21 protein-coding genes and 1 tRNA gene are annotated in these 26582 nt (G+C 29.1%); 14 read left to right on the top strand and 8 right to left on the bottom strand.

Going from position 1 to position 26582, the window contains the following annotated elements:
- The first annotated feature begins 1 nt into the window (after position 1).
- The 6 genes from J3477_RS21145 (at position 2) to J3477_RS21120 (ending at position 7935) form a co-directional block, all read left to right on the top strand.
- Complete coding sequence (locus J3477_RS21145) at positions 2-1510, top strand: polysaccharide deacetylase family protein (protein WP_206872168.1); 1509 nt, start codon at positions 2-4, stop codon at positions 1508-1510.
- Positions 1511-1514: 4 nt separating this feature from the next.
- The gene (locus tag J3477_RS21140) at positions 1515-2606 is read left to right on the top strand and encodes a Gfo/Idh/MocA family protein (protein ID WP_206872167.1); all 1092 of its coding nucleotides are present in this window, start codon (positions 1515-1517) and stop codon (positions 2604-2606) included.
- A gap of 205 nt (positions 2607-2811) precedes the next feature.
- Complete coding sequence (locus tag J3477_RS21135; RefSeq protein WP_206872166.1) at positions 2812-4263, top strand: oligosaccharide flippase family protein; 1452 nt, start codon at positions 2812-2814, stop codon at positions 4261-4263.
- 81 nt (positions 4264-4344) lie between these two features.
- Positions 4345-5466: a glycosyltransferase gene (locus tag J3477_RS21130; protein ID WP_206872165.1), complete on the top strand. Its 1122-nt coding sequence runs from the start codon at positions 4345-4347 to the stop codon at positions 5464-5466.
- Complete coding sequence (locus J3477_RS21125; protein ID WP_206872164.1) at positions 5463-6155, top strand: hypothetical protein; 693 nt, start codon at positions 5463-5465, stop codon at positions 6153-6155. The genes J3477_RS21130 and J3477_RS21125 overlap by 4 nt, the downstream gene beginning before the upstream one ends.
- Positions 6148-7935 carry a hypothetical protein gene (locus J3477_RS21120; RefSeq protein ID WP_206872163.1) on the top strand — a complete coding sequence of 596 codons (1788 nt, stop codon included), beginning with the start codon at positions 6148-6150 and terminating at the stop codon, positions 7933-7935. Before J3477_RS21125 ends, J3477_RS21120 begins: the two co-directional genes overlap by 8 nt.
- A 142-nt stretch (positions 7936-8077) precedes the next feature.
- Here J3477_RS21120 and J3477_RS21115 read toward each other — a convergent pair whose 3' ends face one another.
- The 3 genes from J3477_RS21115 to J3477_RS21105 form a co-directional block, all read right to left on the bottom strand.
- A complete protein-coding gene (locus tag J3477_RS21115) occupies positions 8078-8731 on the bottom strand; it encodes an HAD family hydrolase (RefSeq protein WP_206872162.1) in 654 nt (217 codons plus the stop codon).
- A 214-nt stretch (positions 8732-8945) separates the two neighbouring features.
- Positions 8946-9446 carry a phosphatase PAP2 family protein gene (locus J3477_RS21110; protein ID WP_206872159.1) on the bottom strand — a complete coding sequence of 167 codons (501 nt, stop codon included), beginning with the start codon at positions 9444-9446 and terminating at the stop codon, positions 8946-8948.
- A gap of 315 nt (positions 9447-9761) precedes the next feature.
- On the bottom strand, positions 9762-11111 hold the full coding sequence (locus J3477_RS21105) for a [Fe-Fe] hydrogenase large subunit C-terminal domain-containing protein (protein ID WP_206872156.1): 1350 nt from the start codon (positions 11109-11111) through the stop codon (positions 9762-9764).
- Positions 11112-11527: 416 nt separating this feature from the next.
- Between J3477_RS21105 and J3477_RS21100 the strand changes: the two genes are divergently transcribed.
- Positions 11528-12907: an N-acetylmuramoyl-L-alanine amidase gene (locus J3477_RS21100; RefSeq protein WP_206872155.1), complete on the top strand. Its 1380-nt coding sequence runs from the start codon at positions 11528-11530 to the stop codon at positions 12905-12907.
- 29 nt (positions 12908-12936) lie between these two features.
- Here the strand turns inward: J3477_RS21100 and J3477_RS21095 are convergent.
- Positions 12937-13012: transfer RNA gene (locus tag J3477_RS21095), tRNA-Pro, on the bottom strand.
- A 133-nt stretch (positions 13013-13145) separates the two neighbouring features.
- Here J3477_RS21095 and J3477_RS21090 point away from each other — a divergent pair.
- On the top strand, positions 13146-13445 hold the full coding sequence (locus J3477_RS21090) for a hypothetical protein (RefSeq protein WP_206872152.1): 300 nt from the start codon (positions 13146-13148) through the stop codon (positions 13443-13445).
- A gap of 134 nt (positions 13446-13579) precedes the next feature.
- Entirely contained in the window at positions 13580-14734 is a 1155-nt protein-coding gene (locus tag J3477_RS21085) for a metallophosphoesterase (RefSeq protein WP_206872150.1), read from the top strand.
- A gap of 162 nt (positions 14735-14896) precedes the next feature.
- Here the strand turns inward: J3477_RS21085 and J3477_RS21080 are convergent, their stop codons facing one another.
- A complete protein-coding gene (locus J3477_RS21080) occupies positions 14897-16234 on the bottom strand; it encodes a lipid II:glycine glycyltransferase FemX (RefSeq protein ID WP_206872148.1) in 1338 nt (445 codons plus the stop codon).
- 541 nt (positions 16235-16775) lie between these two features.
- Here J3477_RS21080 and J3477_RS21075 point away from each other — a divergent pair.
- The 3 genes from J3477_RS21075 (at position 16776) to rsmI (ending at position 20040) form a co-directional block, all read left to right on the top strand.
- Positions 16776-18002: a C40 family peptidase gene (locus J3477_RS21075; RefSeq protein WP_206872146.1), complete on the top strand. Its 1227-nt coding sequence runs from the start codon at positions 16776-16778 to the stop codon at positions 18000-18002.
- A gap of 428 nt (positions 18003-18430) precedes the next feature.
- The gene (locus J3477_RS21070) at positions 18431-19195 is read left to right on the top strand and encodes a tRNA1(Val) (adenine(37)-N6)-methyltransferase (RefSeq protein ID WP_206872145.1); all 765 of its coding nucleotides are present in this window, start codon (positions 18431-18433) and stop codon (positions 19193-19195) included.
- Positions 19195-20040 carry a 16S rRNA (cytidine(1402)-2'-O)-methyltransferase gene (gene rsmI, locus J3477_RS21065; protein ID WP_206872199.1) on the top strand — a complete coding sequence of 282 codons (846 nt, stop codon included), beginning with the start codon at positions 19195-19197 and terminating at the stop codon, positions 20038-20040. Before J3477_RS21070 ends, rsmI begins: the two co-directional genes overlap by 1 nt.
- A gap of 164 nt (positions 20041-20204) precedes the next feature.
- Here the strand turns inward: rsmI and J3477_RS21060 are convergent, their stop codons facing one another.
- Positions 20205-20453 carry an AbrB/MazE/SpoVT family DNA-binding domain-containing protein gene (locus J3477_RS21060; protein ID WP_206872142.1) on the bottom strand — a complete coding sequence of 83 codons (249 nt, stop codon included), beginning with the start codon at positions 20451-20453 and terminating at the stop codon, positions 20205-20207.
- Between the two features lie 994 nt (positions 20454-21447).
- On the opposite strand from J3477_RS21060, the gene J3477_RS21055 reads away from it, so the two are divergent.
- On the top strand, positions 21448-22041 hold the full coding sequence (locus tag J3477_RS21055; RefSeq protein WP_206872140.1) for a DUF1836 domain-containing protein: 594 nt from the start codon (positions 21448-21450) through the stop codon (positions 22039-22041).
- Between the two features lie 192 nt (positions 22042-22233).
- Here the strand turns inward: J3477_RS21055 and J3477_RS21050 are convergent, their stop codons facing one another.
- Complete coding sequence (locus J3477_RS21050) at positions 22234-22959, bottom strand: M15 family metallopeptidase (protein ID WP_206872138.1); 726 nt, start codon at positions 22957-22959, stop codon at positions 22234-22236.
- A gap of 104 nt (positions 22960-23063) precedes the next feature.
- On the opposite strand from J3477_RS21050, the gene J3477_RS21045 reads away from it, so the two are divergent.
- Complete coding sequence (locus tag J3477_RS21045; RefSeq protein WP_206872117.1) at positions 23064-25427, top strand: ATP-dependent DNA helicase; 2364 nt, start codon at positions 23064-23066, stop codon at positions 25425-25427.
- A gap of 48 nt (positions 25428-25475) precedes the next feature.
- On the opposite strand, the gene J3477_RS21040 is transcribed toward J3477_RS21045, so the two are convergent.
- Positions 25476-26354 carry an aldose 1-epimerase family protein gene (locus J3477_RS21040; protein ID WP_206872114.1) on the bottom strand — a complete coding sequence of 293 codons (879 nt, stop codon included), beginning with the start codon at positions 26352-26354 and terminating at the stop codon, positions 25476-25478.
- Positions 26355-26582 lie beyond the last annotated feature (228 nt).

Here is a 26582-nt window from a genome sequence, read left to right as displayed (position 1 = left end):
TATGGTTGGAATTTTTATTGAAAATAAGAAGTTTAAAGAACAGATAGAATATGTTTTTACTACTGTATCAGAGGTTCTTGGAATAGATGTTTATTTTTATACTGAAAATGAGATTAATTTAAGTGCTGAAATTGATTTTTGTAATGTAAATATAGTTTATAAAGACAGTGAAAAATATTCAAACTTTATAGATAAACTTGATAAGAAAGTTATAATTGAAAATTCAAATAAATTATTTTCACAAAGATATCTCGAAGCTGACTCGGTACCTCAAAGTGTAAGAAAATATAACCTAGATTATAATATAAAAAATAAAAAAGATATAATATCAATTTTTAGTGATGATGCTGAGTTATTTATAAAAGAAGAAATTAATAAGATTACTTCTAATATTGATATTGTATCAGATATATTCTTTATGCTATCGAGATATGAAGAGGTTGTGTTAAATTACAAAAGTGATGATGAGATATATAATCGATTTTCAGCAAAAGAATCGGTAGCATATAAAAATAATTTTTTAAATAGACCTATAGTAAATGAACAAATAGAACTCATATGGGTACTATTAAAAAAACTTGATAATTCGCTTGTTAGAAAACATCATTGGGGAGATAATAGCTTTGCAGCCTGTTTTACGCATGATGTAGATTGGATACAAAAACATACGAATTTAGGACGAGCATTAAAAGATTCAGTTAAACTTTTAGTAAGAAATAAAGAGATTGCTTTAGCTTTAAAAAATCTAGCAAATTATGTTCAGAGTAAGTCTGATTATAAAGAAGATCCTTATTGGACATTTGAATATATCGCTGATATGGAAAAAAGGCTTGGGTTTACATCAACCTTCTATTTTATGACCGGTGGAGAGACGAACTTTGATAATAAATATATATACAATGATAAGAGAGTGATAGATTTAATTGCTGATCTTGAAAGAGATGGATTTGAATGTGGGTATCACGGAAGTTTTAATAGTTATAATGATTACTTAAAGATGAAAGAAGAAAAAATAAATCTTGATAGTATTGTTAAATCTGAAGAATATGGGATAAGACAACATTTTCTAAGATTTAGTGCTCCATTTACTTGGAGGATACAAGAAAAATTGGGCTTTTTGTATGACTGTACACTAAGTTTTGCAGATTCGGAAGGATTTAGATGTGGCATATGCCATCCATATAAGCCGTTTGATATACTGGAAAACAGAGTTTTAGATATATGGGAAATACCATTAATAGTTATGGAAACTTCAATAATGGATAGCAGGTATAGTGGTTATGGATTAGATGAGGCAACAGAAAAGGTAAAGTTTTTAATTAATCAAGTAGAAGCTTATAGTGGGATATTTACTTTTCTTTGGCACAACTCTTCTTTGGATAGATTCAATCCTCAGGTAAGTAGATGGAATAGTGTGTATGAACAAATTATGATTTATTTGCATGATAAGAAATGTTACGGTAGTAATGGTAAGGATATTTTAAAGAAATATATTAACAGGGGAGAATAATATAATGAGTAGATATAAGTTTGCGATAATAGGATGCGGTAGAATTTCATATAAACATGTAGAAGCGATAGCTAATAATAGAAAAGAAGGACAATTAGTTGCTGTATGTGATATAGTACTTGAAAATGCAATTAATAAGGCAAATGAGTATAAGAAGCTTTGCCCAGAGGATGAACTTCCTAAGGTTTACACTGATTACAAAGCTATGATAGCTAACGAAGAAATTCATATTGTCACTGTGGCTACAGAAAGTGGATATCATGCAGATATATCTATAGATTGTATGAATAAGGGATTGAATATAATATGTGAAAAACCCATAGCATTATCTATAAAAGATGCAGATAGAATGATAGAATGCGCTAGCAAAAATAATGTTAAATTATGTGTGAGTCATCAAAATAGATTTAATTCTTCTATACAGAAATTAAGAAGTGCAGTAGAACAAAATAAATTTGGTAGAATACTTAATGGGACAGCTAGAATACTTTGGAATAGAAATATGGATTATTATAAGCAAGCACCTTGGAGAGGTACGTGGGAACTAGATGGTGGGACCCTTATGAATCAATGTATACATAATATAGACCTGCTGCAGTGGATGCTTGGTGGAGAAGTTGAATCAGTTTACTCTCAATGTGATACCTTCATGAGGGATATAGAGGGTGAAGATTTTGGAGCAGTTTTAGTAAGATTTAAAAATGGAGCTATAGGGATAATAGAGGGCAGTGCGTGTGTATATCCAAAAAATCTTAAAGAAACACTAGATATTTTTGGAGAAAAAGGAACCGTTTCAATTGGAGGTCTTGCAGTTAATAAAGTGGATGTATGGAGATTCGAGGAAATAGAAGATGAGGAAAATACATCTAAAGAACTTGAAAAAGATCCAGATACAGTATATGGATTTGGTCATACGCCTTTATTTAAGGATGTAATTGAAGCAGTTAAGGAAAATAGAGAACCCTATGTAAATGGAATAGAAGGAAGAAAAGCTATGTCAATAATTCTAGCAGCCTATAAGTCTAGACTAACTGGGATGCCGATAAATTTCCCTATGGATGAATTCGCAACTATAGACATGAAAACTAAGTTTTAAGGATTAATAACAGTGTAGTTATTGATATTGAAGCATATTATTGATATATTAATTAAGAAAGATATACATTTTGTATATCTTTTTATTTATTGTAAAGAATCTATATATATACATTTAACAATTGAATTAAAAAGGTATTCTCAAGCTTTCGTGTTTTTTTGTGAGTGAAAATTAAATTAATAATAAAATCTTGGAGAGAAGTTCAATGAGTAAATCTATAGCAAAAAATACTATTTACAGCATATTACTTAGAATATTCAATATAATAGTGCCAATAATAATAGGGGCTTATCCAATAAGAGTGTTTGGTCCAGAATTAATGGGGAGAATCGCTTATTCAGAAAGTATATATAATTACTTCATGATATTTGCTTCATTTGGTATATATAATTATGCATTAAGAGAATTAAGCAAGATAAGAGATGATAAAGAAAAACTCAATAAGACATTTACAAGCCTTTTCTTATTTGGATTAATAACACATGTAACAGTATTTATTATATACTTAAGTTATGTTTTATTAAATTTTAATGGAAGACCACAATTTTTTGTTCTATTAATTTTTAGCATAACGATGATTCAAGATTCGCTATACATAGAATGGGTAAATGAAGCCTTAGAAAATTATGATTTTATTACAGTGAAGACCATAATTATAAGAATAATAAATATAATTTTGTTATTTGCTTTAGTTAAAAGCAAAAGTGATTTCTATGTTTATGTTTCGTTAACTACAATTACATTTATTTTAAATAATGTAACTAGCTTTATTTATATAAAAAGAAAAATCAGATTTGATTTTTCAGGCTTATCAATAGTTAAACATATAAAGCCTCTAATTTTTGTTTTGCTAATATCAAATGCATATATGCTTTATACACAATTTGATAAAATAATGTTGGGAATATATAATGGAGAAAGTGCAGTCGGGTTTTATAATATATGTCAACTTATAATAACGCTAATAAATCCAATGCTACTATCTGTAGTATATGTTACTATACCTAGACTATCCAATATTTCTGAAGAAAGTGAAGAAAATTATTTAAATCTTCTAAATAAAGTATCAAAATTTTATTTTGCATTTATGTTCCCAGCGGCCATTGGATTATTTTCTTTGGCAAAAGAAATAATAGTGCTTTATGCAAAGAGTGAGTTTTTACCTTCTGTACCAGTATTAAGAGCATTTAGTATATTTTTAATTTCAATGGGGATAGAATCAATTTTAACTAACCAGATAATTTATGTGAAGCGTAAAGAGAAGTATTTAGTATTTTTCCTACTTATTTGTGGATTAATCAATATAATTTTAAAGGTAATAATCTTAAAACTAGGTATTTTAAGACCAGAAACTGCAGTTATAACCACGTTAATATCAAATATAGTATTAGTGATTTTAGAATATAGTTTTATTAAATTTAAAATGAAAGTGAATTTTAATTTGTTGGGTTTAGATAAAATAAGATATTTAATTATATCTCTTATATTCATTCCTATAACTATGCTGATTAAATTATATATTAGTAAGTTGCTTTTCATTGCTATAGTAGCTATGCTAATAAATGGTGGATTATATGCTTTAATTTTATATGTTATAAAAGATGAGACTATTTTTACTATCTTAAGTAGATTTGGAATAGGTACAAAAAGGCACTAATATTTAAATGATTTTAAGATACAAATTCGAATTCATAACAGAATAATTTATTTATATTATATAAGGATGCAGGAGGGTACTATGGATAAAATAAAAATTCTTCATGTCGTAGCTACTGGAAGATTAAGTGGAGCAGAAAAGGTTATTGCTGACATTAGTACAAATCTTAATGACAAATATGAATGTTATGCAGTTTGTTCAGGTGAGGAGCTAAAAAGGTATTATGAAGAAAAGGGAATCAAGAGTTTTATAATAAATATAAATAAGCTTAATCCATTAGAAATTAATAAATTAGGTAAGCTTATAAAAGAATATAACATAGATTTAGTTCATGGACATGATGTAAAGCCATCCATAGCGTCGTATATAGCAGCAAAAAAATATAAGGTTCCAGTGATATCACATATACATGTAACTTATCAGTGGATGAAAAACAATAAATTAATGAAGAGTATTGATGGCTTTTTTAGAGACAAATACAACTTATCTATTGCATGCTCAGAATTAGTCAAAGAATATTATGAAGATAATAATAATAATGCAAATAAAAATAAAATCGTATATTTAGATAATGCTTTTAATTTTAATGAATTTGAGAAAGTTAAAGTTGGAGACAGAAATCAATTGAAAAAGCAACTAGGGATAAGTGAAGATAAATTTGTTTTTGGTTTTCTAGGAAGACTTATAGCAGTAAAGGGAGCCGATTTATTGATACAAAGTTTCTATGAAGTAGCTAAGAATAATCAAAAAGCTTGCTTATTGATTGTTGGAGATGGTGAAGAAAGAGAAAAACTTGAAAAACTTGTGGATCAATTACAAATTAGAGATAAGGTGATTTTTGCTGGATATCAAAAAAATATATATGAATATATGAATATTTTTGATTGCTTTGTGTTGCCGTCGGTTAGAGAAGGCTTGCCTATAGCAGTTCTTGAGTCAATGGCAATGAAGAAACCGGTTATTTCAACACCAGTTGCAGGACTCGCGAAACTGATAGAAAATAAAAAGAACGGCATAATGTTACAAGAAAGATCAGAAACAGAATTAGTAAAAAGTATGATTTATATATATGAAAATGAAGATGTGAGAACTGAAATAGCAAATAATGCATATGAGTGTTTAAAAAATAAATATAATATTAATGATTATATTGATAAATTGGAATATTACTACGAGGTAGTTTTAGGCAGGAGAAGTATATGAGAAAGAACAAAAATATTGTAATATTTTTTACTGTAGTTTTTTTAGTTGCCGTTATTATAAATATATCACCCATTAGAGGCGAAGAAACTAAAAAAGCCATTGTATTTTCTGACTTAAGTAGACCACAAATGAATTTAGCACTGCAAAATGTTTTAAATAAATATAATATATCCATAACAAATAGTACGAATTGGAAAGATAATTCAGATATAAAATTAAAATATTCTTCTGCGTTAACTGAAGAAGAGAAAGCAAATTATGATATATATAACCTTAGAGAAGAGAACTTGTATTCTGTAGCTCAAAAGGGCATGGGGATAAAACTTAATTTCGATGATATAGAGAAGTTTTTAAATGCTAATAAGGAGCATTTCAGTGATAACATATTGGTATTTACCCCAAATACAAGCAAATTGTTTAATACACAAGATAATAATAAACCTTATGTTTATGATTCACTAGGAAAGATATTGAAAGAAGACAAGACAATTATAGGAATTTTATTTGAATCGGAAATAGAGAACATGTCAGATTATGATGTGAATATGATTTTTAAAGGTAGCAGTGAAGTTAAAAATAATCTTTGTATACTAATTAAAAAGTCAATTTTCAATAGTGATATGGAGAAAAACATATTTCATGATTTGAAGAATGATATTGATAATCTTAAAGGGGAAAATGATGTTTAGTAAAGTTAATCATAAATACAAGTTGATTTTTTGTATTATAGTTATCTGCATAATATCAATTATAGTAGGAACTATAAAAAAAACTGATGTTGAACAATATAAGCTTTTTAAGTTATATACAGTAGATAAGGACCATAATGTTTCTGATAGCGTTGATAAAGCATTTTTAAAGAAACTAAATACCCTTAATAAAACCTTTAGTGAAAAATATAAAGGGGATTTTAAAGTTAATGTATTGGCTCAGGAAGGGATTAATGCGAAGTATAGAATAAGATTTAATTCTGTTAATGGGGTAGATGATAAAACTATTAATAGAGTTTATGATGACTATGCAAGCATGTTGAAAAGCAATAATATTATTTTTCACATATCTCCTTTAGAGCAAAGTAAAATAACATATAGCAATATTAAGCTCAATTCGATGATTATAAATATTTTTCAAGCAATTTTATATTCATTTCTAATAATGCTATTGTACAAATTTGTAAAGCCTCAAGGTAATTATGAAAATATATTTGGAGTTTCAAGTATAGTGCTATTTACAATAGCTACGATATTTAATTTGTATGTTGCACTGGTGTTTACTGGTATATTTGTCCTGATTTTAATGAATATAATAAAAAGAGATTATAAATATAAAAATACCTTTATAAGGATAACAATTCTAGCTTTAATTGTGAGGGTAGTTGTTGCAGCTGCTATGCTTATATATAATTATTATAAATATAGAACCGTATTATCATATACACAGACAGATGAAATATTCTACTATTCAACTAGTGATTACATATACCAAGCATTAGTGAATTTTAGTTGGCCAGACTTAAAAACTATAACAGGTATAGATCAATATGGTTATAACTTGTTTATGGGAATTGTTAAGTTTATAAATCATGGAGACATACTAATAAGCATTAAAATAATAAACATACTAGCAAGCGTGACTTTTGTTTTATTATTGTTTAAATTTGTTTATAATATTACAGAAAATGAACATATCGCAAAGTTAAGTGCATTAATGATGGCTGTTATGCCTACATTTGCAGTCTTCTCTTCATTTGCCTTAAGGGATATATTTATTTCAATAAACATATTTTTAATATTTTATGAGGTAATATCTATAAGTAAGGCGAAAAATAAATTGCTACATATAATTGGATGTGTTCTGTTAATAATTTGTTTATGGTATTTAAGGCGTTATGCATTATTATTAACATTAATGCTAATTGCATTATATGTAATCATAAAATTCCTGATAAGCAGGAAAATAAATATACTAATAATACTTATTTCCTTATTAATATTATTAATAGGACTAGTTGCAATCGCGTCCAAATTATATGCTTTCAATATATTTAGTGTGCTAAAGGCATATATATTTTCACAAGGTATATTAAAGTTCTTCTCAGGTGTGATTTTGAGCTTAGTTAACTTAGACTTTTTAATAAACAGTGGAACTACTTTATATACATCAACTAAATCTATTATATTGAGAGTTCTGTATCCTGAAACTTTATTTTTAGTACTTTCTTTTCCAATAATGTGTTTGGGGTTAATAAAAGCAATTAAAAGAGATGTAAGTTTCGTCATAACTACCTTGACAATGTTTATTGGATTTATAACTATATATAAGATGCAGTATGGTGGATGGTTTTTAAGAACTCAACTTCAAATATTCCCATTTCAATATATATTTATATCATGGGGATTAATTACCCTTATTTATGACTCAAATAATAAAATATCAAATTATTTAAAAAAGATACTTAACATGATTTAGTGTTTATTATAAGATTTCTTATATTCATTTTAAAAGACATATGCGCAAAAAATCGCTGAAGAAATTTGCTTCAGCGATTTTTTTTATTTTAAATAACTTACTTTATATTGGCATAAAGAACAGAAATATAATTATATATAGGCTAAGCTAACTTCAATATATCCTTATAATTGATTATATATTGATCGGCGTGATGTTTTATATCGTCAGTGTTGTGGCTTTCTGCTTCATCATACACACCAACAACATGCATACCTGCAGACTTAGCTCCTTTTACTGCTAAAAGAATATCTTCGAAGACCATACATTCATTAGGTTTTGCATCTAATTTTTCCGCTGCTAGAAGATATACATCAGGAAAGTTTTTACCTCTTGATACTTCTCCAGTTGTTGTGATTGCGTCAAATAACTCATATATACCATTAGCTTCTAATGAAGCTTTGAGTAGTTCGTGAGAGTTAGAAGTAGCCAGTCCTATTTTAATGTTTAGAGATTTAAGCTTTATTAAAAAATCCTTTGCACCAGGCTTTAACTTTACATCTGTGGTATAATGAGCCACAGCCATAGAGTGCCATTCCTTCATAATATCTTCCACTGTATCGTGAATATTAAATTTATTTTTAAAATATATTGCTGTTTGCTCAAAGCTAAGGTGACCTATTTCGTCTTTAAGATTTTCAGGTTTTGAATAACCTTTATTTATTAAATAATCAGTATCGATTTTTTCCCATATCCACATAGAATCTATTAGAGTACCATCTAAATCAAATATTGCTGCTTTTATATCTTTAAACATTATTAAAAATCACCTCATTAAAATTCATTAATTCCACAAATAAAACTATTAGAGTAGGCAAGTTGATAGTCTAGGTTGTACAATTTTCACTATATTAAATGCTTAAATATAATTATAGAAAACAATCTATTTGAAATTACATTTAAGATTAGTAGTTTACTAGAAGCTTGTATAATAATTTTAGTGCAAATTAATAAATATAGCAATGTAAAATTTACATATAGACATTCAGTAAAAAAGTAATTACAGTTCCTATGAGCATTCCTATAAATACATCGGTAATATAATGTACGCCAAGATACAATCGTGAGAATCCTACAATTACTGCTAGAAAAATATATAAAACTGAGAAATGAGGTAATAGAAAGCAAAAAGATGTTGCAATGGAAAAGGCGGCAGTAGTATGACCTGATGGAAATGAATATCTATCTATTCCTATCTTGTTAGTATATAAATCCTTAATAACTAAAAATGGCCTTACTCTACAGACAGAAATTTTCACTATATGGCATATTATAGCGCTACACAAAAGCGATATTAATAAGTTCTGAGACGAATCTATATTAATAATAGCAAATATAGATAACAAAATACAAAATTGTACTGATCCTAAATAGGTTAGCTTAGGCATCAGAAAATTGAAAAAGCCGCATCTAAATGATTTATTTACTTTGATTAAAATAAGTTGGTCTTGCTGAAAAAGTTTCTCAATCATAGCAAAAGCACTCCTTAAAAGATATTTAATAATAACATTAACATAAAAATATTAAAAACGTATTGTGATTCGTAAAAAATGTGCAAATTATAGTGGGAATTATCAATTAATCAAAATGAAGGAGCTTATCTAAAGATGTAATATTTCAATGATACGATTATTTTTCAAATTCTCACTTGAAATGTGAAGTTTAAAAAATACAGATGGCGTTACGATGATATACATCTATAAGGTAAAACAAAAACCACTATCATAATATTAGTAATAAAATAATTTGATAGTGGTTTTTGAAATATAATTTTGTTTTTATAGCTTTTAGAATGTTCTCTCGAATATTTCTATTTTTTCTTTATCTTGAAAATCCTTTAATGAGTTTATCCCAAGTTCTTTTAATACCTGAGTCATTACATCACTATGCGTAGCAACTTTTATTGGAGAATCATAAGCGACCTTATTAGCAAAGTCTCTTCCGTTTTCTCTTGGGATTAGAGCTTTTGGTCCACCTACACAACCGCCTATGCAGCCCATACCTTCTATAAAGTTTGCATCAATTTCACCTGCTTGAGCTTTTTCAAGGATTGCCTTACACTCTTTCACTCCGTTTGCTTGAACTGCTTTGAAAATAGAGTGTTTCTCTGGGAAAAGTTCTTCAATTGCCTCAGAAACAGCTATTGATACCCCACCAGTTCTAGCATAAAGCCTACCACCTCTCGAAGCGTACTCAATGGAAGGAACACCATGTAACTCCTCAGGCTTAATAGCTAAAGAATCGAAAATACCCTTTAGTTCTTCAAAGGTTAGTACATAGTCGATTGCAGCATCAATATCCTTATCTTTAGCCTCAGCTTTTTTAGCTATGCAAGGACCTATAAACACTACCTTAGCATCAGGATTTAATGTCTTAATCAATCTTCCGGCGGCAATCATAGGAGAGACTGAAGGAGAGACATCTTTTACTAAATCGCTATAAACTTTCTTTAACATTCCAACCCACATAGGACAGCAGCAAGAAGTTATCAGTAATCCACCATCTTTGCTAACGTGCTTATCAAATTCAACTGCTTCTTTTATAGTCAACATATCAGCAGCAAATGCAACTTCAACCATATCTGAAAAGCCGAGTTTGATAAATGCAGAACGGAGTTGATCTAAGGTTACTTCATCACCAAACTGGCCAGAAATAGCTGGTGCTACTGCAGCTATTACCTTTTTGTTGTTTTTTAATAATTCCATGATTGGAATAAATTCTATTCTATCAATGAAATTACCGCTATCGCAAGCATCAATACATAGTCCACAATCAACACAAAGTGTATCATCTATATAAGTGTTACCAAAGTTTTTGTCTTCAACGATGGCATTGAATGGGCAAGCTAATTGGCATTTTGTAAGGCCTGAAGCTTTATCCTTACAATGATCTGAGCAACTGCCCACTTTTTCTACTATTCTTTCTTTTACCTTATAATCAGTTATCGCTTTTTTTAGGTTATAAAGGTAATTATCATCTTTATCAACATCCACGCCACATAATGTGGCTATAATAGATTTTGCTTCTTCCTTATCAAAGTTAGGATCACTAATTATCTCGTTCACCACTTTGTCAAAGTCATCTTCATAATATGCCTTAACAATTTTCTTGAACAAAGCTTCATATTCTTTTTTCATGGAACTCCTCCTAATTATTAAATGGTAAATATAATAAATATGATTATATTTATGACAAATATACTAATATTATTTTCTTTATAATGTTAATTAATTCATTGAATGTAAGCATATATTGTAAAAAAATAATAAATTTATGTGAATAAAATAAGTTGTATTACACATACTAATTATAGCCATAATATGAAATTTAAGTCTAAAAACTATTTAGAGAAAAGGTGATATTTGTGTTTTATATGTTAGCAATAGCTTTTTCAGTCGTAGTCGTCCTTTTTTGTATATCTTTATGTAAAGCTGCATCAAAAGAAGAAAATTTTTATGAAAATTTAGAGAGAAAAAATAAAAAATAATTAATAATATACAGTTATTTAAATATACATATAATAGTTGAATATTATATGGAGATGAATTTATATATGATAGATTTAGTATTGGATGCTGGACATGGAGGGAGAGATCCAGGCGCTATAGGACCAACAGGGTTGCAGGAAAAAGAATGTAACCTTTATATCGCTAAAAAATGTGGACAAATATTAAAAGAACAAGGTGTTACAGTGGAACAAACCAGAGATGATGATGCTTATTTGGGGCTTTCAGAGAGAGCGAAGTTAGCTAATGATGCTAATTGTAAGTACTTTATAAGCATACACATAAATAGTGCGGATGTTCAGTCTGCCAATGGAACAGAAGTATATGCATTGGTAAAAGGTGGAGAAGGAGAATTATTAGCAAAAAGGGTATTGGATAGTGTCTTAAGTGTAATTAATTTAAGTAGTAGAGGCGTTAAGTTTGCAAATTTTGCTGTGCTAAGAGAAACTAATATGCCTGCAATATTGGTTGAGACATGTTTTATAAGTAATTCTAGTGAAGAAGCATTGTTAAGAGAAGATAGTTTTAAGGATAAAGTTGCACTTTCTATAGCTAAAGGATTTCTTAATTATATCGGTAAGCCATATAAAGAGAGCACTAATTCAAGTGATACTAATGATAATAAACTTACACCTTTAATATCAAAGACATCATGTTTGAAAGATCAAGCTAAGCAGTGGGCAAAAAATAATCAAGCAACAGACTTGTTTATATCTTTAGCGGATTTATATTGGTCTTTATATTCATATCATGGAAATATAAACCCTACAATAGCCTATGCACAAGCTGCGTTAGAAACTGGATTTGGAAAATTTGAAGGTAGTATAGATGAAAGCTATAAGAATCCGGCTGGATTAAAAAGTACAACTGGTAGAGATGATACAGCTGACTCTTTTGTTAAGTTTGCTAGTTGGAAGGACGGAGTGATAGCACAGCTAGATCATTTGGCACTATATGCAGGTGCAGAAGGTTATCCAAGTGATAACACTACGGATACTAGACATTTTTCATATTTAACTGGAAAGGTTAAATATGTAGAAGAGCTTTCAGGCAATTGGGCTGCGTCCCAAGATTATGGATTAAAGATACTACAATTGATGTTTGCAATGGAAGGAACTACTGTTGTTGATAGTTTTGAAGATAATAAGATTTATGAAGAACCAAAAGTAGAAAATACTTCAGAAGACGAAGAAACAATAAAGAATGTTAAGGAAAAATTAAATAACTTTTCAGAAGAAATAGATAGTTTAAGAACAAGATATCAAGAGTTTTCTTCAATTATTGGAAGTCTTGATAAAATTTTAGAGGCTAAAAATAATGAAAATAAAAGATTGCTAAAGGAAAATAGTGATTTAACAGAAAAAGTTAAGCAGTATGGTGAAGTTATTGATGATATATTAAATATTATAAATACAAGGGTAAAATAAAAAGGAATTGTATATATACAATTCCTTTTTGGTCGGGGTGACAGGGATCGAACCTGCGACCTCATGGTCCCAAACCACGCGCGCTCCCATCTGCGCTACACCCCGTGACACATTGTTAATTATAAAGCACTTTTACATTTGTGTCAATATACAAAATGAAAAATATAGGATATAAATTTAATATTTTATGTTGTATAATATATAATTATTGGAATTATATTAGATGGAGGGATTATTAATGAAGCTTACAACTATAATAATAGAAATAGCAAGTATAGTGTACATAATTTTTGGAGTACTCGTACTTTTTAGTAAAGGATTGAGAAAGAATGTTGAAAGAAGCAATGCAAAGGATATAAATGGGTACATTGCATTTAATGGTAAGTTCAATTTAATACTAGGTATAATTGGAGTTGTAATTGGAGGATTAGACTATTTCTTCCCGTCTTTGACTAAGGTTTGGATTGGTGTATTTTTGCTGATAATGCTTTCTTCTTCGATTATACAAGCAAAGATGAGTAAGAAATTCATAAAATAGTACGGAATTAGCTAGAGTTGCCTGATAAGGTAACTCTTATTTTTAATTTTGAACATGTTAAAGTAATACATGAATATATAAGTTGAAGTCAAACATAGAGAAAACTTTAAACGTTATGATTGGAGGTAGTTCACTTGAACTATAAGATAGTATTATTAATTATAGCATTCTTTGGCATATATGCTTTAAGTAATTATTATATTGGTACTAGAATATATAAAGGAATAGCAGTAAAGATGCCTGTAAATAGTATTATATTTTGGAGCATTTTTTGGGTTGTAGCAGTAGCTTATATTGTCACTATGCTTTTAGGTAATTACGTGTCAGGAAAGATTTTTGATATCTTCAATTTAATAGGAGTATATTGGATAGGAATATTCTTTTATTTAATAATTATATTACCTGTTGTTGATATAATTGCATTCGTTAATAGACGATACTCATTTATACCAAGCATGAGGGGAAGTAATAATTTGCTTTTTGCTACAACTTTAATAATAGTTCTATTTATATCATTTGTGATGATATATGGAACATGGAATGGTAGTCATTCATATGTAAAAAAATATGAATTGGAAGTCAATAAAAGCATGCAAGGAATGGATAAATTAAATGTTGTTATGGTTTCTGATATACATCTAGGTAATCTTATAGATGGTAAGAGAGCAAGTACGATGGTAGAGGAGATTAACCGGCTAAATCCAGACATCGTATTGTTTGCAGGAGACATAGTTGATACTGAAATTAAACCCTTTATAAATGGCAATATGGCAGCTGAATTTAAGAAAATTAATTCAAAGTATGGAACGTATGCTGCACTTGGTAATCACGATATCATGAGAGGCGAGGGAGAAACTATAACTAAAGAGTTAGGTAAATATGGAGTTCAAGTGCTAAGGGATGAAGCTAAGGAAATTAATAATCAGTTTTATGTAGTTGGAAGAGACGATATTTCTATAAATAGAACTGAAAAAAAGAGAAAGAGCATAGAAGACATATTACAAAATGTTGATAAGAGAAAACCTGTTTTATTAATTGATCATACCCCTTCAGCTCTAGAAGAGGCAGAGAAAAATAATATAGATATACAAGTATCAGGTCATACACATAAGGGGCAATTTTTTCCTAACAACTTAATAACCAGTAGAATATTTGAGGTTGATTATGGGTATCTAAAGAAAAAGGACTTAAATGCAATAGTTTCATCAGGCTATGGCACTTGGGGGCCACCGATTAGGTTAGGAAGCAGAAGCGAAATTGTTAATATAACAGTGAGATTTAATAATTAAAGGCTATGTTTAAGAGTATTATTAAAATTAAGTGGTTTTAAAGCATCGGATGTATAACCACTTAATTTCAACACGGTGCTTTAACATCGCCTAACTAAAAAAACAGCTTTCTTAGAATATTAAAATTACTAAGAAGGCTGTTTTTTAGTTATAGTTAAGTTATTACTGATTCTTATTCATTATTTTATTTCTTATTTCTTTAAATTTAGGGAATGCTTTTTTATATAGATTATAAATGAAGCTGTTAATAACAAGATCAAATTCACCTATAAACTCTACAAAGTCTCCATTGAAACCTTTCTTAAACTTGTATAAACCGTATAATGGGTTCTCTGGATTAAGATCTCCAGAAACTCCTCTAAAGTCGTATAGATAGCAATTTAAATCAATACTATCTGTTATCATAGCCCATTGCATAGCAAAGTTTGGCATAGTATCTCTTAAAATGTTTTCTGAAGCACCATAAAGGTACCAAGCCTTGCCGCCATAGTAAAGATATATAGATCCTGAAAGATATATTTCTTGGCCTTTGAATGGTTCAATATCTTTAAGTCGAGTTTTGAATCCTTCTATTTGTCTTTCGGATTCTTTTAGTTTTCCATCTTGGTCATCTATCTTCTTTTGAATTCTGGCAGATTTATCTTCATCCTTCTCTTCTGAGAGTTTTAATCTCAATTCATCAATCTTAACTAGTGCCTTTTCACGTACTTGCTCTTGTTTCTGTAGCTTTGCGTTGACAGTAGAAAAGTCCTTTTCATAGCTATATTTAATCATATATAATCTACAATAAGGTGATAGATTATCAATCATATCTTTAAAATAATCTTTTTTACGTACTATAAAGTTGTCCCTTTTTCCGGTGGTAACCATTATCTCATGAAATCTTGACAATACTTCATCAGAGATATTGTTCTTATCATAAACTTCTACGGTTAAACCTCTATCCTCAGATACTTTAATATTGTATCTAGTCTTATTTGAAAAAGTTTTAAAGACATCTTTCTTTTCCTGGTCTTTATTCTCTAATTGAGGTAGGTTAAGTCTAAAAACAAAGTTTGGCTGAATTGCCTCAAAGTTTTTTGAATCAGTGTTATTAAAACCTAAACTCTTTAAAAAGTTTTTTGTTTCTTCGCCTTCAATTAAAAGATTTTCGTTTTCAGATAAGTGTATATCAGGATCTACTGTTATGAAAGATATCTTGTTATCTTTTGCATAACTTCTTATGAAATCAGTAAATTCAATTAAAAGATTTTTATTTTTATAATCACAGGTAAAGCTTCTAGGCATGTAGCCCATATAAGCATTTACATATGGTGCTTTTCTTAGAAGCATAGTAGCACATAAAACTAAGTTATCATCTTCGTCAAAACCTCCAATAAATTTTGGAGACCATTCTTTTTTTATACTAGCCCAATATGATGTTTGAAATATATGCCCTTTTTTATTAATGGAATTAAACTCATTTATCTGAGAAGGGTTTACTTCCTTAAATCTATACAAAATAAATTCCTCCTTAATGCATTTGCACTAATGTTATTTGATTTTACGCATAACACTATTTTAATACTATTGGACTAACTATTTCAAGAATTTAATAATCATCAGGTATATAAAGTGAATCAAATATGTCTATTACCAAATAAATAGCATTAATTTATATAAAGTGGATTATAATGAAAAAAATTCTCTAATGTTTTTAAAGTTCCAATTATGTTGCCAAATTATACGTAAATATTGATTGGTGTTTTATCCAGTAAAAGGTATGTATAAAAAATACCCTTATAAACAACTATATTATAAGTGTTAACTAAAAATTATAATTTTAGTCTGGATATACAATTTGCCCAGTTATATAGCAGTTTTAGGAATTAAAAGGATTAACAAATTGTTAACAAAACATAAAAGGTAACAAATTGGTAAATATTTATATTGTTATCGAAAAGTGTTTAATGTTATAATTTTAGTATAAAACAATGATAGGGGGGGAGCAGTTTTCATGTGTTATAGTATTTCTGATAATATGTGTAAACTGAGAATACGCATGAATAAGAGAGCAATATCAACGTTAATCGTATTCAGTTTGGTATTTGGGATTGGTGTACAGGCACATGCGGAGCCACTTACTGATAGTCAAAAGCAACAAATACAAGATAGTAGAGACAAATACTCCGATGTGAAAAATAAGATTAGTGATTTGACTGATAAGATAGATGCATTAGATGACCAAATCCAACCGTTAGTAATACAGATTGATAAAAATAAAAATGAAATTAAGAGCGCAGAAAAGCAAATTAAAAACACTGAAGATGAGATTGATAAGGCTAGAGCAGATCTTGATGCCAAAGAAGAAGTCTTTGGAGAAAGAATGAGAGCTATATACAAAACTGGAGGACAGGAAAGTTATTTAGCAGTAATTCTAAGTTCAAGAGATTTTAGTGATTTCGTCAGCAAAATGGAAGCTGTTGGAAAGCTTATGAGTTTAGATAAACAAATCATAAGCGACTTAAAGGATCAAAAGCAAAAGCTTGATGATAAGGTAAATGATTTAAAAACAAAAAATGATCAATTAGCCAAATTAAATGAAAGTACTCAAAAGCAGTTAGATGAATTAAATGCTAAGAAGAGTGATCAGCTTAAAATGGTTGCAGATTTACAGGAACAACAAAAGAAAGTTGCTCAAGATTTAAAACAATCTGAGGGCGTGCTTATACAATATCCAGTATCTATAATACAAAATGCTTCAAGTTCAACTTCAGACTTGAATTCTGCTATAGATATGTTAAGACAAGTGAGAAAAACTGTAGTAAGTTCTGACTTAGATAGTGAGATAGTAAATTATATCGAACAGGCTAAAGCTACAGTAAAGAGTAGAACTACAGTTACAACTCCAGTATACAGTAGAGGAGGAGCTGTACCGGCTTCATCTTCTTCAGTTTTATCAGAAGCTTATAAGTACTTAGGTACTCCTTATGCATGGGGGGCTACTGGACCGAGTTCTTTTGACTGTTCAGGTTTCACTAGTTATGTATTTAGAAAGTTTGGAGTTAGCCTTCCAAGAACAACATATGATCAAATAAATGTTGGTTCTGCAGTGTCTTACGCAGATTTACAACCAGGTGATTTGGTATTTACAAGAGGAACTTCATCAAGACCAGAACATGTTGGTATATATGTAGGTGGTGGTCAAATGATTCATGCACCTAGAACTGGTGAAGATGTAAAAGTAGGACCTATCTATGGTTATGTTGCATCAAGAAGAGTGCAATAATTATTTAAAAATGAGAGCATAGTTAGTAAATTGTTTATCCAATGAGGTCAATAAGACTTCATTGGATTTTTTACTGTTAAGGAAAGTATAAAATTTTTTGCTAGCTAAACCTAGCGATTTCAAGAGCTTAGAACAGTTATTTAGGGTAAACAGTAAAAAAATAAAATTTATGTCGCCTTCCAAATTTTCCTCACATGTATTCGGAAAGGTAGATGCGTTAAAAAACTCACTGAAGAAGGTCGCTTCAGTGACTTTTTTATTTTTGCCAATATATAGATATGCAAAATATATCTACTATGTGAATGAATTATGATAAAATGATTTGTTTAAATATTTGTTATTGTTAGGTATAATATATAAATGTATTAGATGGCAATGATATATTGTAGATATATATATCTATCAAATCAAAAAGAGAGAGGAACAAAATGTTAGATATAAATAGAGATGAAATAAAGAAGATTATAAATAAAGATGAAAGTATTGATGATTTGCAGTTAGGTGGAATACACTTAATACAAAAAAAAGATGGTTTTAGGTTTGGCGTAGATGCAGTTCTATTAGCCAATTTTGCTAATGTAAAAAATAATAGCAGAGTTATAGACATGTGCACAGGTACAGGAATAGTACCATTTATATTGGCTGGAAAAACTAAGGCTTCAAGTATAACTGGACTTGAGATTCAAGAAGAAATGGTAGAGATGGCAAACAGAAGTATTAAGATAAATGAACTTGAAGACAAGATGGATTTTATATGTGGAGATTTAACAAACTTACAACTTTTGAAAAGCATAAAAAAAGCAGATGTGGTTACTGTAAATCCACCTTATAAATTAGCTAGTTCAGGAATAATTAATCCAAGTGATAAAACGGCTATTGCAAGGCATGAAATATTATGTACCTTAGAGGATGTAATAAGTGCAGCGAGAGTTCTCCTTAAGGATAATGGTCGACTTTACATGGTACATAGACCGGAACGTCTTGCTGATATATTTTGTTTGATGAGAAAGTATAGAATTGAGCCTAAAAGAGTGAGGATGGTTCATCCTAATACAACAAGGGAACCAAATATAGTTCTAGTAGAAGGTCAGAGAGATGGTGGAAAGTTTATGAAATGGGAAGCCCCTCTTTATGTATATAATGACAATGGACAGTACAGTGATGAAATAGAAAAAATCTATGGAAGAAGGTAATAAGTATGACAAAGCTTTATTTAGTTCCTACACCAATAGGGAATTTAAAGGATATAACCTTGAGAGCTTTAGAAGTTCTTAAAACAGTGGATATAATAGCGGCAGAAGATACTAGGCAAACTTTAAAACTTCTTAATCATTATGAGATTAAAAAAACTCTAATAAGTTACCATAAACATAATGAGTATGGTAAAAGCGAAGATATAATAGGTATAATTAATTCGGGAAGATCTGTTGCTATTGTATCAGATGCTGGTACGCCTGGGATATCAGACCCTGGTGAAATACTAGTGAAAAGGTGCATTGAAGAAAACATACAATTTGAAGTGTTGCCTGGAGCTACTGCAACTACTACTGCATTGGTTTATTCGGGTTTTGATACTACTAAGTTTATGTTTAGAGGATTTTTACCTAGAGAGAACAAGGATAGGATGGAAGTAGTTAATACTCTTAAGGATAGAAGTGAAACTATAATATTCTATGAAGCACCTCATAGACTTTTAAATACATTAGACTTTTTGAAAGAAGTGTTTGGTAATAGAAGAATAGCTATATGTAGAGAACTAACTAAACTTCATGAAGAAATTGTGCGAGTTACTATTAGCGAAGCCATTTCATACTTTTCAAATAAACAGCCTAAGGGTGAATTTGTATTGGTTTTAGAAGGTAAATCTAAAGAAGATATTGAAAATGAAAAGAAAGCAACATGGGAAGATTTAAGCATTGAAGAACATATCTTGAGAAATATAAGTAATGGTATGGAAAAGAAAGAAGCGATCAAAATGGTGGCAAAGGAACGAAAACTTCCTAAATCAGAGGTTTATAAGTATTCTACCAATATGTAGCGTGAGAATTTTTAAGTTTTTTTGTACAGTAAAATGTTAATAAATCAAATAAGATAGTTAAATCACATGGGTTTTAAATTATATGTTTTCATATGAAACAAAGAAAATAAGCGCTTCAAGGGGAGTTGAAGCGCTTATTTAAAGTAAAAATTAAAACTATATAATTATTTGTTATCGTTTTTAAGTTCTACTAAGCAGCTCTTACAGATATTCTTTCCTCTGTAGTTTATAACATCTCTTGCGTCTCCGCAGAATATACAAGCTGGTTCATATTTCTTTAAAATTATTTGTTCACCATCTACATATATTTCTAGAGCATCTTTTTCTGCTATGTCTAAAGTTCTTCTTAATTCTATAGGAATAACTATTCTTCCTAACTCATCTACTCTTCTAACTACACCTGTTGATTTCATTTTTTGTTTCCTCCTCATATCCTACATCTTTCGACAAATTATATTATAATACTAGCAAAAATGTAATATAAAGTCAATATTAATTGATAATATTTTTAAGTTTTTTACAAAAGTTTTATTTAGTAAACTTATATCCATAATATACTACCATTTTTTTGAAAAGTCAATACTGCTAATTTTCATTAAAAATACATAATTCCTCAATAAATTTACTATATCTTCAATAATAAATAATTAAATTAATATTTTTAAAGAAATTAATAGCAAATTATTGAAAAAAATGAGCATTTATTAAAAATTAAATTTGGTAAATAAAAAAAGTAATTTGTTGGAATAGTAGATTAGTATTGTCGAAATTAATCTATTTGTGATAGATATTTATATTGCTATATCAATAGTATATGTAAAAAAAATAAAAATTGTTTATATTTATATGGAAAATAAGCCAATAATATTATAAAATTAACAAGTTATTAGCAAGGCAAATAATTAATAAATGCAAAAAATAATTGAGCTGTAAAAATAATGTAATATTTTAAAGGCATTAAAATGAAATAATTTGTTGAAGAATAAATTATTTTAGCAGTATTTCCACATGTAATAAACAGGTTATCCACATGTGAATTGTGGATAATGTGCAAAAAAAATTACATTTTGAATACAGACACAATATGTTGTGTTAAGTTATCAACATATACTGTTTATAACCTGTGAATAACTGTGGATTAGTGTGGAAAAATACAATAATTAAATATTTTACTAAAGATGAAACAATTTAATCCTAAATCTCAAGTAGTTTTTATTGTAGTAATTTGTTGTAGCTATGTTAATATATATGGAAGAGATTTTATTAATATATTTTGTCAAAAGTTGATAGAGTGAAGTATCCCAAATAGGCAAAATAAATAGGTGGAATTAACTTGTAATAGGTTTATATGTACTATATAATATTATTAAAAGATAAAGTAAATTGATTATATTTAGAGGTGTTATTATGGACGACAAGAGTTTCGATTTAAGCTATGTAATAGAATTAGCAGAAGAAATGTCAAAGAACAGTATGGTTTCTTATGATGAGTTACCGAAATATGATTTATTTTTATCGCAAGTTATTGATTATTTAAATGATAAGTTTATAGATGATAAATACACAAACAATATTGTTCAAAACTATATAAAAAGTGAAGTAATAACGAAACCAGAGGATGGAAAAAAGAGAGGCTATACAAAATTACACCTTGCTCAATTGATGCTTCTAAGCTATATGAGGCCATTACTAACAACAGAGGAAATAAAGAAAGTATTTAGACTAGCGTTTAATGAGATAAATGATAGAACTGATGACATAATATCATGGGAAGATGCTTATAAAGTATTTTCTGAGGTTCAAACAGATACTTTCAATGACTTTTTGAAAGCACCGTTGTTAAATGAAGAGAAGATAGAAGATTTCGTGAAAAACTTGAAACTCGCTTCATCTGATGAAGAAAGAATAAGAATATTCTTTATGGTGATGTCCCTTATAGCGCAGGCAAGTGTAATTAAAAAGTTAGTTCAAAAATTAGTAAATGAATATCATGCTGAATAAATTTTTTACTGTTAAAGAAAGTATAAAAATTTTGCTAGCTAAACCTAGTAATTTCAAGAGCTTAGAACAGCCATTTAGGGTAAACAGTAAAAAATAAAAATTATGTCGCCTGCCAGAATTTCTTCACTACGTTCAGAAAAGGCAGATGCGCAAAAAAATTCGCTAAAGAAGATTGCTTTAGCGAATTTTTTATTATTGTATATCACTTAAAGATAAATTTACAACTGGATAATTATCTGCATCTTTATCATCGTAGTGCCACCATTCAGTTTGTATTGGATTAAAACCGTGTTTCTCCATGATGGAAGTAAGTAAATTCATATTATTTCTAGCAGTCACGCTCATCGAAGTACTGTTTCTATACGCATTGGTGCTAAACTCATCAAAACCAGTAGGCATTTCTATTTCTTTTCCATTTTCATCAACCAATGTGATATCAACCGCAGCTCCCCTATTGTGTCTAGACCAATTTGCATAAGGACTTGCAATAAAGCGGGTATCATGAACTATGCTCCAAAAATACTGTTGTACTTCTGGTGGGCGGTATGCGTCCCATATTTTTATTCTATATCCAAGAGTCTTAAACTCATTATTTGCCGCAATGAGCTTATCAAGAGTACCTTTTTGTAGAAGGCATATATCTTTTGGATAAACCTTTTTTTTAGTGAAGTTATTATCAGTAGCATATCTAAGATCAATTACAATAGAAGTATCATAATCAACCACGTGCACTAATCCATTATATGAGACTTTGGAGTTAAATGGAGAGTGTTGTTTTAGTGAAAAAGACCTAACTTTAATTATTGTAGCACTTGCATTTTGATTATCATATATGAAAGATAGATATACCCCAACAAAAAGACCGCATATAACTACAAATAGAACAGGGACATATCTTTTTAAAAGACTTAAATTCATGTTGAAAAATCTCCCTTTGACATACACATTTGTTATTCTATAATTAACTTATCGTGTTTTTATTATACCACTAAAGTTGCATCGTTGAGAAAAAGGATGAATATATGGAAAAAAAGGATATTAAAATATCAGTTAGGAATATAGTAGAATTTATACTTAGAACAGGAAGTATAGATAATAGATTTATGAGTAAGTCCAGGGCTCAAGAAGGTATTAAAGCTCATCAGAAACTTCAAAAGCAAAATGAAAAGGAACTTTCAGATTATCAAAAAGAAGTCTATATGAAACATAAGTTTCAATTTGATAAATTCGATATCATTATTGAAGGAAGAGCTGATGGGATAATTAAGGATGGCGATACTAGCATTATTGAAGAAATAAAAAGCACTAATAGCAATTTAACTATTATAGACGAAGATTATAATCCACTTCATTGGGCACAGGCTAAATTTTATGCGTATTTCTATTTGATTGACAAAAAGCTTGATAAAATTGATATTCAACTTAGCTATTATCAATTGAGTACAAATGAAGTTAAATCCATAAGAAAAAGTTTTAGTGAATATGAGCTTCAAAGTTTTGTTATGAGTGTAGTAGAAAGATATTGTCTATGGGCAGAGAGGGAGATTGAATGGAAGGAGAAAAGAAACAATTCCATTTATGAAGTTACTTTTCCTTTCAGTACCTATAGAAAAGGTCAAAGAGAACTTGCGGTTGCTGCATATAACACAATAAAACAGGAAGATACCCTGTTTGTTCAGGCTCCTACAGGTATAGGGAAAACAATATCAACTATATTTCCAGCAGTAAAAGCATTAGCGGAAGGGCATGGAGATAGAATTTTTTATCTTACTGCTAAAACGATAACTCGTACAGTTGCAGAAGAGGGATTTCAAAGATTAAGAGAAAAGGGTTTAAGTTGCAAATCAATCACAATTACTGCAAAAGATAAAATATGTTTTAACAAAGGAGCAGCATGTAATCCAGAAGACTGCAAGTATGCGGAGAACTACTATGATAAAGTAAATGAGGCTACGTTAGATATAATAGCAAAGGAAGATTCCCTAACAAGGAATGCAATCGAACAATATGCAATGAAACACCAGTTATGCCCTTTTGAATTCTCTTTAGATTTAACATTTTGGTGTGATGCTATAATTTGTGATTATAATTATGCTTTTGATCCTAAGGTGTATTTAAGAAGATTTTTTGAAGATATAAGTGAAAAATATATTTTTTTAATTGATGAGGCACATAATCTAGTAGAACGTGCAAGAGAAATGTTTTCAGCTGAGATAGACAAAAGTAAAGTAATGGAGTGCAAGAAAATAGCCAAGGGTAAATTGCCTGGAATGCATAAAAGTCTTAACGCATTAAATACTTTTATGATTGAACTGAGAAGAAGAACGGAAGAAATACAGGAAGATCATTTGGTGCTAGATGAAAATCCTAAAGAAATATATCAATTAATAAGAAATTTTCTAAAAGAATGTGATGAGTATCTAATTAAGAGTAGAGGTACTGAAGGTTACGAGAACATATTGGAATTGTACTTTCAATTAAATTCTTTTATAAATATAGGAGAAAGTTATGATGATGGTTATATAAGCTATGTAGATTGCTCAAATAAAAGAGTTATATTAAAGTTATTTTGCATTTATCCTAGAAATAAAATGATAAATTCAATGGAGAGGGCAAGTAGCAGAATAATTTTTTCGGCCACATTGACACCATTAAATTACTTTATTGATATACTAGGAGGTAATGAACACAGTTATAAGCTTAGACTAGCCTCACCCTTTGATAGAGAAAACATGAGTCTAAATATAGTTAAACTGTCTACAAGATATAAGCATAGAGAAAAGAATATAAAAGCTATAGTTGATTATATATATAATTTTACAAGTTCAAAAGTAGGTAATTATATGGTGTTTTTACCATCATACTCATTTATGATTAATGTTTATGAAGAATTTACAAAAGCATATCCAAATTTATATACTCTACTACAGAGTGGGGAAATGAATGAAGATGAAAGAGAAGAGTTTCTTAATAGATTTAGCAACAATCCTCAAAACACTATGATAGCTTTTTGTGTAATAGGCGGGATATTTTCCGAAGGAATAGATTTAACAAATGACAGGCTTATTGGTGCAGTAATTATTGGTGTTGGACTTCCTCAATTGTGCACTGAAAGAGAATTAATAAGAAACTTTTTCGATGATAATGACACAGGTTATGATTATTCTTATACTTATCCTGGTATGAATAAGGTTCTTCAAGCTGCGGGAAGAGTTATTAGAACAGAAGACGATATAGGCGCAGTCTTACTTATTGATGATAGGTTTGCTACAAATAAATATATGACTTTGATGCCAAGGGAATGGGTAAGTAAATATTATGTTATAAATGATAAAAATTCATTAAAAGCTCAGCTACAAAAATTTTGGAATACGGAAGTTAAATGATAAATGGGTACACCTTTTTATAGTGGTGTACCCATTTATTATTATATATTAAACATTAAATTTTATTGAATACTTGCAAGAGAAGGTTTCATTTTCTTCAAGCATTAAAATTCCTTCTTTTTGTGAAAAATCTCCTGTAAAGTCTTCAAAGTCAGAGTGTCCAAGCCATGGTTCAATACAAACAAAAGGTGCACCTGTTGGCTTTGACCAAAGTCCTAGATAAGGAAATTCTGAAAAATTAAAATCTAGTGATTTAGAATGATTTTTAGACTTTAAGGAAATTATTTCAGAATTTAAGTTTTTTAGAACCAATGCGTCATTCTTAAATAATTCTTTGGATAAAGGAATGATTTTCTCGTTTTCTAAAAATGGGACTTGTTCTCTCTTAAAAAATCCATTAGTATTTAGTGGCATTAAAGAAGATGTTTCATTTTCACTAAATTCAAAATAATAGTCATCCATTGTTTCATTGTCTAATAAAGGACACATAAAAGCAGGATGCGCACCTATTGAGAAGAACATATCTTTAGAATCAACATTTGTTACCACATAATTAATATTTAAAGTGTTCTCAAATAAAGAATATATGATTTTAAGTGAAAATTTGAAAGGAAATACATTTAAAGTTTCTTCAGAATATTTTAATTCATATGTAAATGAATTTCCGTTTTTTTCTATTAGTTCAAAGTCCTTTACTCTAGCAAGCCCATGTTGAGGCAGTGTATATTTAATTCCGTCTACTGAGTACTCATTGTTATTTACTTTTCCTACAATAGGGAACAGAATTGGAGCGTGATATTTCCAAAAAGTCTCATCACCATTCCAAAGAAATTCTGTACCATCTATTTTTGATAATATGCTGTGAAGTTCGCCACCATGAGTTGTGCTGCTTATTTTTAAAAATTGATTTTCTATAGTATTTATCATACAATTCATCCTCTCTAAATCTAATAAAGTTATATTTTTACTTGTATCACTAGAACCCGTAATAGTTCTGAAAATAGCATGCTTTGATGATTTTTGAACATGTACAAATAAATAGTTACATAACAAGTAAATTATACTACTTACTATTGCATAAATAAAATAGAAAAATTTTAAATTACAAGGGCATGATGTTGGTACAGAGATTTCAACATAGTGCTATAAGTATTA

The sequence above is a fragment of the Clostridium zeae genome, from assembly GCF_017312485.1.
Lineage (GTDB): Bacteria > Bacillota > Clostridia > Clostridiales > Clostridiaceae > Clostridium_AR > Clostridium_AR zeae.
Note: the sequence above shows the minus strand (reverse complement) of the source record. Positions and strands in the feature narration are given on the sequence as shown.